At 42.9% G+C, this 8509-nt stretch carries 10 protein-coding genes; 3 read left to right on the top strand and 7 right to left on the bottom strand.

Annotated elements, in window-relative coordinates:
• Window positions 1-6: 6 nt before the first annotated feature.
• The gene (locus F6K38_RS30560; protein ID WP_008191045.1) at window positions 7-1008 is read left to right on the top strand and encodes a permease; all 1002 of its coding nucleotides are present in this window, start codon (window positions 7-9) and stop codon (window positions 1006-1008) included.
• 55 nt (window positions 1009-1063) lie between these two features.
• On the top strand, window positions 1064-1873 hold the full coding sequence (locus F6K38_RS30555) for a TIGR03943 family putative permease subunit (protein ID WP_287252748.1): 810 nt from the start codon (window positions 1064-1066) through the stop codon (window positions 1871-1873).
• On the opposite strand, the gene F6K38_RS30550 is transcribed toward F6K38_RS30555, so the two are convergent.
• The 7 genes from F6K38_RS30550 to F6K38_RS30520 all read right to left on the bottom strand — a co-directional run bounded on the left by F6K38_RS30550 (window position 1833) and on the right by F6K38_RS30520 (window position 7003).
• Window positions 1833-1970: a hypothetical protein gene (locus F6K38_RS30550; protein ID WP_165691825.1), complete on the bottom strand. Its 138-nt coding sequence runs from the start codon at window positions 1968-1970 to the stop codon at window positions 1833-1835. The two genes, F6K38_RS30555 and F6K38_RS30550, sit on opposite strands and share 41 nt — an antisense overlap.
• Window positions 1971-2124: 154 nt before the next feature.
• Window positions 2125-2769 carry a hypothetical protein gene (locus tag F6K38_RS30545; protein ID WP_131826926.1) on the bottom strand — a complete coding sequence of 215 codons (645 nt, stop codon included), beginning with the start codon at window positions 2767-2769 and terminating at the stop codon, window positions 2125-2127.
• The gene (locus F6K38_RS30540; RefSeq protein ID WP_287358818.1) at window positions 2729-3733 is read right to left on the bottom strand and encodes a filamentous hemagglutinin N-terminal domain-containing protein; all 1005 of its coding nucleotides are present in this window, start codon (window positions 3731-3733) and stop codon (window positions 2729-2731) included. Before F6K38_RS30540 ends, F6K38_RS30545 begins: the two co-directional genes overlap by 41 nt.
• Window positions 3734-3822: 89 nt before the next feature.
• Entirely contained in the window at window positions 3823-4731 is a 909-nt protein-coding gene (locus tag F6K38_RS30535) for an ATP-grasp domain-containing protein (RefSeq protein WP_008191053.1), read from the bottom strand.
• 353 nt (window positions 4732-5084) lie between these two features.
• Complete coding sequence (locus F6K38_RS30530) at window positions 5085-5318, bottom strand: cyclic di-GMP-binding domain-containing protein, MshE-related (RefSeq protein ID WP_008191055.1); 234 nt, start codon at window positions 5316-5318, stop codon at window positions 5085-5087.
• Between the two features lie 385 nt (window positions 5319-5703).
• On the bottom strand, window positions 5704-6018 hold the full coding sequence (locus F6K38_RS30525) for a tetratricopeptide repeat protein (protein ID WP_008191057.1): 315 nt from the start codon (window positions 6016-6018) through the stop codon (window positions 5704-5706).
• Between the two features lie 640 nt (window positions 6019-6658).
• Entirely contained in the window at window positions 6659-7003 is a 345-nt protein-coding gene (locus tag F6K38_RS30520; protein ID WP_131826928.1) for an immunoglobulin domain-containing protein, read from the bottom strand.
• A gap of 1211 nt (window positions 7004-8214) precedes the next feature.
• On the opposite strand from F6K38_RS30520, the gene F6K38_RS30515 reads away from it, so the two are divergent.
• Window positions 8215-8509: caspase family protein (locus tag F6K38_RS30515; protein ID WP_287358816.1), on the top strand; the 295-nt coding region annotated here is incomplete at its 3' end.

The following is an 8509-nucleotide window of genomic DNA, read 5'->3' as shown; positions in this document are numbered from 1 at the left end:
AAATGCATGAATCAGCTCAACAACGCCTTCACCCTATTCTTGAGTTTGTTGGTTGAAGCAACACCTTTTTTGCTACTGGGGGTTATTCTCTCCAGCTTACTGCTGTTTTTTGTGGATGAGCGCAAGCTGATTGCTAGTATGCCTCGCCACCCCTTTCTAGGAGCAGTTTTTGGTAGTTGTGTCGGCTTTTTGTTCCCAGTGTGTGAGTGTGGTAATGTGCCAGTGGCTAGGCGGCTGCTGAGCCAGGGAGCACCAGCACCAGTTGCAATTGGGTTTTTGCTCGCAGCCCCAACCATCAATCCTGTAGTAATTTGGTCAACCTGGGTAGCCTTTCGAGACCAGCCGGAAATCTGGGTATTGCGAATTTTATTTTCCTTAAGTATTTCCATTTTTATCGGCTGTGTCTTCAGTACTCAGAAAGACTTAGGCCCCCTACTGCAACGAGCAGTGTTTCGCTCTAGACCAAGGAAATTTGCTGAGGATAAGCCAGCATTACTACAATCAGGCTCATATTTACTCGGTCAATCTGGTACACCCTTGGCCTTAGACGCTAATGTCTTAAACACACCCCCTAGCCAGGACATACAAAGCAAACCCTTGCCTGACCGACTACAGCTATTTATCGAAAATGCTATACAAGAGTTTCGGGAGCTAGGCTCAATCCTAGTTTTAGGTAGTGCGATCGCAGCCATAATTCAAGTCGTTATCCCCCGTGATATTATCATCAGCCTCGGTCAAGGACCAGTGATGTCTATTTTGGCCATGATGCTATTGGCCGCTGTAGTATCCATCTGTTCCACCGTCGATGCATTTTTTGCCCTCGCCTTTGCCTCAACCTTTACTAGTGGCTCGTTGTTAGCATTTCTAGTCTTCGGACCAATGATTGACATCAAAGCCATCGGCTTACTGTTATCGGTATTTAAAACCAAGTCAATCATTTACCTATTTCTCATAGCAGGGCAGTTAACATTTTTATTGACTTTGTTTATTAATTTGTATGTTAGTTAGGGAGTAGGGAGTTATAAAATTTTAAATCCTCCTACAATCCATTGGCTTGTTAATCATGAATCCATCTAAGCATTCAGGACGTTTGTCCAGAAAAAGTTCCTACAGGAGAAACTGGTCAATTCCTCTTTTAGAAGTAATTTCTTTAGCGTTATGGGGAGTTTTATTGTTGAAATACTGGCTAAGTGGTCAGTTAAGCTTATTAATTCATCCCAATTACTTTAGCTTGGTAATTATCACTGGTGTAATTTTATTGTTAATATCAGGCTTGAGGTTATCCCAACTGCTGAAGTTAGAGCGTCAACACCGGTTAGGTAAGGGAGTAACTAGGCCAGCTGCTCAACATACAACCTTATTTCCCCCTAGTTGGAGTAGTGGCTTCCTGATCGCTACGGCAATGGTTGGTTTAATCGTGACACCCAAAGCATTTACTAGCCAAACCGCCCTACACCGGGGTATTGCCGACTCCGCCACCATAACGCGATCGCAACCGCAATCCTTCCGCAGTGCTAGCAATCCTGAAAAGCGCAGCCTAATTGAATGGATCAAGCTTTTGAATGTTTATCCTGAACCAGATGCCTATACCGGTCAAAAGGTAAAAGTAGATGGTTTTGTAGTGATTCATCCTAATCTCCCTCTAGACCATATCTTAATTTCCCGGTTTGTGATTACTTGTTGTGCTGCTGACGCTTATCCTTTAGGTTTGCCAGTTAAACTTACTGAAAACCGTAATGATTATCCGTCCGATACCTGGATCGAAGTTGAAGGTAACATGATTACAGAAACCCTCGATGATAAACGCCAGCTGGTGATTGAAGCCAGTGGGATTAAGAAAATTCCTGAACCGGAAAATCCTTATTATTACTAAAATCTAGGGAGTAGGGAGTAGGGAGTAGGGAGTAGGGAATCGGGAGTAGGGAATCGGGAGTAGGGAATCGGGAGTCGGAAGTCAGAGTTGCGAACATTGAATTTATAATTTACCTCAATTCTCCCCCACTCCCCACACTCCCCACACTCCCCACACTAGACCTCTTGCAAAAATAAATATGAAATCAAAATCTAGCCCTTTTGCCTTTTGCCTTTTGCCTTTTGCCTTGTGTTGACCAAGGTTTATGAGACTTATGCAAGAGGTCTAATAAAGACCGAGCCACCATTCCCTGAAAACCTCTGCTTACTACTATCTATCTCAAACTTCGTAAACTTATCATTGACTAGGTTAGCTACGGTACCGTCACCAGTCAGAATTGAACTAATTTTCAGGGTTTCACTAACTAACGATGGGTTAGCTTGATACTGATTGGTTAACAATACCAGTCCATTCGGTGCTTTAATCTCAATGTTGCCAATTTCGATATTTGCACTAGTAGCAGCAGTCCCAAAATTAGGAGCAAGGTTACCACTATCGGTATTTCCTGGAAAACCTCCCAGTAATGTCCAATCTATACCAGCACGAATATCGAGGGTAGGTCGCTTACTGCCATCAATCACTACAGAAGTTCTCGCTTCATCGGACAAGGTCACATTAGCCAGACTAGCCAAGAACGGATTGGAATTATTAGGGCTAATGGCATTATCTCCGGTATCGGTAGAGTTAATTTCGATGTCCCCAACGGTAACACTTCCTCCTGCCAAAATATGCAGTGATGCTCCGGTATAGTTTCCTAAACTAACATCTCCATTAGCTAGAATAATGGGATCATTGGGACTGATGAAATTCCCTGGGTTACCATCCAACTGCCTGCTCGATGCTGATATTTCCGCCAACGGTATAGTTAGTATCTCCTGTGATCGGACCCGGCGATCGCAACCGTAAATCGGAACCAACAAATAAACCGCTATCGGAATGGTTCTTTGCTGCAATAGTAATCGACTGATTACCCTGAATTACGAACAAACCACCTGCATTGGCGATAAACGGTTGCGCTACACTATCGCTAATGTTGACTGTATCTTCTGCCAACAGAGTCAAATTCCGACCAGCTTTTAGTTGACCCTGTAAATCCAGATGGCCTGCGGCTAGGGTCAAGTCTTTTCCAGCAGCTAAATTGCCAGCATTTGTAATTGTTGTCCTGGGGTCATATTTGCCATACTGCAATCCTGGGGTAATATTAATCGTTAAGAGTGGTGGGGCTTGTGGGGATGTGGCACTAAACTCCAGCCCATCACCAAATACCAAGCTATTAGCAGTAGACGCAAAAAAGGAACCAGCGACATCTAATTTTGCCTGGGATCCAAACACAATACCATTGGGATTGAGCAAAAACAGATTAGCGGATCCATCTACTCCCAAAGTGCCTAGAATATTGGATAGATTCCCCCCGGTTACCCGGGTTAGAATATTCTCGATCCCAGAGGGATTAGCAAAATAAACCCGTTGCAGTTCTCCGACATTAAATTCCTGGAAACTGTGAAATAAGTTAGCACCTCGTGTTGCGCCACCTTCGATCACATCCCCGATTTCTCCTCGGACAGTGGTATTAGGTATCACCACTGACGATTCATTACCCAATGTCCCATCCGGAACCATGTCGGCCAAGGCATAGTCGGCCAAAATACAGTTTCCCGACATGGCTAGGGTTACCCCACCTAGGGCGAAAGACATTGCTGTCGCCCAGCCTCCGGTAAGGGTGAGCACCGGCTTTGCTGCTGCCATATTCAGCTTCAAGTTATTGATTGAGATAGCGTTAGGGGAATTTATCAGTAAATGCCTTCGCGTAATTGTAAGCATTCGGCTATCAGCCATTCCCGTAGCGTGGCCAACGGCCAAGGCCAAAGACTGACTGCTGACTGCTGACTGCTGACTGCTGACTGCTTACATTAAACATGCTGCCCTATATTTTTGTTTAATTCCATATAAAATTCCCCTTTGTTTCCATTATCCGGGAGCCCAGCTGTTTGCCCATCACCAAGCTCTATAATCATCCAATCATCATTAGTCTTCTTAGCAATATCCATCGTGAAAAAATTACTATCTATTTTTTGGGCAACATCAAGAAAAGGCGTGAGGTCTAGTATTGTATCACCATAGTCACCTTCATCCCAATAATTAAACAGTTTTACCAATTTACCAAAAACGAATAATAGTCTGTACTCTTTTGTCAATGGCATACCACTTTTAGAATGTTCCGTTAAAAATTCCAGCTCTTCAAATTTTCGGAACACCAGCCCTTCATTCAAGGCCGAACCTCGCAGCTCTATAAACCTTTCTACTATCTTCTTCACGTTGTCTTTATTGGATGCATCTGGAATAAAGCAAGCTTCCTGCCAGTTATGTTTTTCTGATTTTACATAATCCTTGACAATAATAGGATAATTTCCAAACTCATCGGTCAGGGAATTAATCACTTCCCAATTATTCATTTCCTGACCCACTGTCCAATTCGATTTTGGAGTTAAAGCATTGATTTTTGGATAATACTCAGGTAAATAGTGACAATATTTAAATTCTGCTGGAGTATTAATCAGTTTGATCTTCTTGTTTAAAAGTCCATGATAAAGTAACCCATAGGATAAAGGAGTTAACATCCATCCACGATAAATAGCCAATTCCTCCACTTCCGCATTTTCCACATACCTTAATGAACGAGCTACCTTGCCATCAGTCAAGTCTTCAAAGCTGAATAGGGAAGTTATGAAGCCAGCTAATTGGGCAGCTTTCATCTCTTCTTTGTAATCAGGTTCTATCAGTTTATGGTCAAAGACGCTATCGCAAAATATTACTCTCATTTCCAGTTTTATCTTATGAATGATGAGGATTTAAATAATTACAGCGGTTTTCAATTCGGTCAGCTATAAATCTCTGGATTTTAGGGACTTTGGAGCAGTGAATTCAGCAATTGCTATAGTAAAGGATGTAGTAAAGGATGTAGTAAAGGATGTAGTAACGGATGCCGTAATCGATGTAACAAATGGGGTGTGATGGGTGATTAAACGGAGGCGATCAATTGCTCCTATTGTTTCTAATATCTAATCCCTAAAGCTAATCATAAGAGCCCATTAATGCTATCAAAACCTTTAGATGATAACGACGGAATACGTTTGAATTTTGGCGTTTGAATTTTGAATTATATCCAGTGGGACTAGTCAATCACCCAAAACCCATTTATTCGCCAATATTGTTCCAAAAGTGCTTGCTCCAAATCCTGAGATTCAATCAATCCTTTAGTTACCAAAATTTCTCCCAATTTGATTCCTGTTAAAGACTGGATTTCCAGGGCTTTATTGAGTTGATTTGTAGAAATAATTCGTTTACGAATCAGAATTTTACCAAGTTGCATGACTGGGTGCTTTTGTTTCAAGTAATAATCGAACATTGGTCATTAGTCAATTTCCAATTTCCAAAGTTAATTGGAAATTGACTAATGACATTTGACAAATGATTGTTAAATGAGTTAATCAATAGATGCCGTTGGCGAGCCTCACCAATAGTGCATAGTCTTTGAACAACCCACTAGTTAATCACGCGCTTTGTGAAAATTTATGAAAAAGGCGAGAGTAAGAATTCAGGACTTCCGTAGTAACACTATCTGTAGGGTGCGTTATTAACGTAACCTACTACTTGTAGCGTTTAGTGCCCAGTTTTGTGTCAGTCCTGAAGCGGAAAGCGCACCTGTAGTTAACTTTTGCCTCTTGTCTCTTGCCTATTGCCAATGCCATTGCCCCTAGCCCTATACCATTCACTACACAGGCTTAAGCGAATCACCGTGAGTAAAGGTGGTGAATTTTGGCTATTATCTTTTGATAATCATCCGTTTTACCCTTTTTTTGGTAAATTGCAGCTGATTTTTGAAAATTTGCTAGGGCTTCTTGATGCTTACCTAATTCTCGAAGGCATATGCCACGGTTGTCATAGGCAGCAGCATGGTTGGGGTCAATCTCAATGGCTTCATTCAATTCCAGAATGGCTGCTTGAAATTTGCCCACCACTAGATGGCTAATTCCTCTAAAGTAGTAAAAATTAGCACTTTGAGAATTAGTTTCTTTTGGCTGCTGACGTTGCTTAAAAATTTCCATTGGCTTACCTATTGCTACTTCAATTAGTAGGTAGCTACAAACTACTCAGGAGCTACCGATTTAGATGTTATTGACCAATCCCTAAAATCCCGGTTTTTGGGAATATAAAGATTAGGTTTCAGTCTTGCCTAGTCTGTCTTTGAATACTGGTTTACTCAACAATGTTGGGCTTTGCCATCAAACCTGCCATGGATTTAAGTCCACAGCTCATAGCTAAGGTCGGTTTCAACCGACTACAACCCTTTATCTCTAGTCCGTTTTAACAGACTTGAGTTATTAGGTAGTTATTAATCCTAGGGTGGGCAGTGCCTACCAACGCCCTTTGCAAGCTTGATTATCTGTCTGGTGCACTGCCCACCCTACATGAACTAGCTAGTCATTAATCCTAGGGTGGGCAGTGCCTACCAACGCCCTTTGCAAGCTTGATTATCTGTCTGGTGCACTGCCCACCCTACATGAACTAGGGGTTTTACCCCCTAGCGGGATAGCAGCGACACCATAGTTTGTAGGAGCTTTGTCAGTCAATCAGCCCTGAATAACACGTGAATCACAATAGAGGTAATAACCTCTATTACAATTACTACCAGTACGCTATCCTATCAGGGTAGAGTGAAAAATTTGTGAACAGAGAAAAAGGCAATTAGGTAGGGTTTCCGCATCTAATTATTAAATTCGCCACGGGTCGCACCTGAAGACTAACAGACAAAAGAAAACGACCGCACAATCCAAGGGAGTTATAAGCTAGGCAGATAGCGAGTTCAATGGTGTAGGCACCCATGCCACCCAATATAGCAGTTCTCAATTGGGTTCGGGAATCGGGAATCGGGAATCGGAACCCACCCCTAACCCCTCCCAGGAGGGGAACGGGAATCGGGAATCGGGAATCGGGAATTGGGAATCGGGAATCGGAACCCACCCCTAACCCCTCCCAGGAGGGGAACGGGAATCGGGAATCGGGAATCGGGAATCGGGAATCGGAACCCACCCCTAACCCCTCCCAGGAGGGGAACGGGAATCGGGAATCGGGAATCGGGAATCGGGAATCGGGAATCGGGAATCGGGAATCGGGAAAAACTCCTGTATAGCTAGCTTTGGGTAGAAATTGTAATTTTAAGTAATGACAGTCCTAAAGCTTACAGTTCCAGGATTAAGAGTACCCACAAGGGTACTGTTAAAACCTGAAAAAGCAACGAAACTAGAGGAAGTTGAAGAGTTCTAAACTACAGCAATTTCAGGATTCAGTCTAGGTCTAACGGGCTAGTTGAAAAGCTACCCTTGCCAGCTATCAGCTATCAGCTGTCAGCTATCAGCTATCAGCTAATGCGCTATAGGCATAAGCTGACGGCACCTCAAGTAGCGTAGCCTACGGCCAAAGGCTGACAGCTGACAGCTGAATGCTTACAGTCAATCACTAAGTCAATCACTAACTAATCTGAGGAAATTAGAAATGAAAGAGTTCAATACATTAAGCCTAATGCTAATTATTTATCTGGTTATTTTTGTTAGTATCAGTCCTAGAGAAGCCAATAATTTTATTCAATTTATCCATGAAGCTTGGTAATTGGTAATAGGCAGAAGTGTTGCCTAGGGAACAGAAGATTGTCGGGATAGGGGTAAGATGGGGACTTAAGAGTCTTGGTGGGTAAATCCTGTGGGAGAGCCACCATTGAAAATTTGCTGCATAATTCTTGGTGGTTAGCCAGATAAGTTTATAGGTAAGCATTCCGCTATCAGCCATTAGCCATCAGCATTCAGCTATCAGTTATTGGCCAAGGCCAAGGGTGAGCCTTGGCCGTTGGCCACGCTACGCGAACGGCTGACGGCTGACGGCTGACGGCTGACGGCTGAATGCTTACGTTTATAGATACTTAAAAATCGGCTATTAGCCCTCAGGATTCAGCAGGTATTGCCTTAGAGGATATCTCCCAAGTTTTTTGATACTGAATTTTGCCCCCCTAGCCCCCCAAGCGAGCAATCCCTCGCTTGGGGGGAACAAGAGTCAATTTGCTTCTAAAAGTCCCCCAAAATTGGGGGACCAACGGGGGCTTGGATGTAGCAAATGAGACTTCTCAGACAACCTCTTAGCTAAATGCTTACGAATTTTGAAACATATCTGCCCCTTAATAAGGGGTTATTCCTATTTCATAAAAAAAAACATAATTTGACACTTAACTTAATAAAATAGCCAACTGCTATATGTTCTCCCGCAACCTCGCATTTATCATCGGTATTAATAACTATACAAACGGCATTTCCACCCTGAACACCGCCGTCAACGATGCTAAACAACTAGCAGAAATTCTCCGCGAGAAGCATGATTACGAAGTCTGGGAATGCCTAGACGAAGTGGCAACTCTGTCTAAGTTTAACAAATTTTTATCCCATACCTTACCCGAACAAGTCACTGAAAATGACCGCTTATTATTTTACTTTGCTGGTCATGGAGTCGCTCTCAATGGGGATGATGGCCCGGCTGGTTACTTAATTCCTC

The organism is Moorena sp. SIO3B2, from assembly GCF_010692525.1.
GTDB classification, from domain to species: domain Bacteria; phylum Cyanobacteriota; class Cyanobacteriia; order Cyanobacteriales; family Coleofasciculaceae; genus Moorena; species Moorena producens.
The sequence above is the reverse complement of the archived record's forward strand: the minus strand, read 5'-3'. Positions and strand labels throughout refer to the sequence as shown.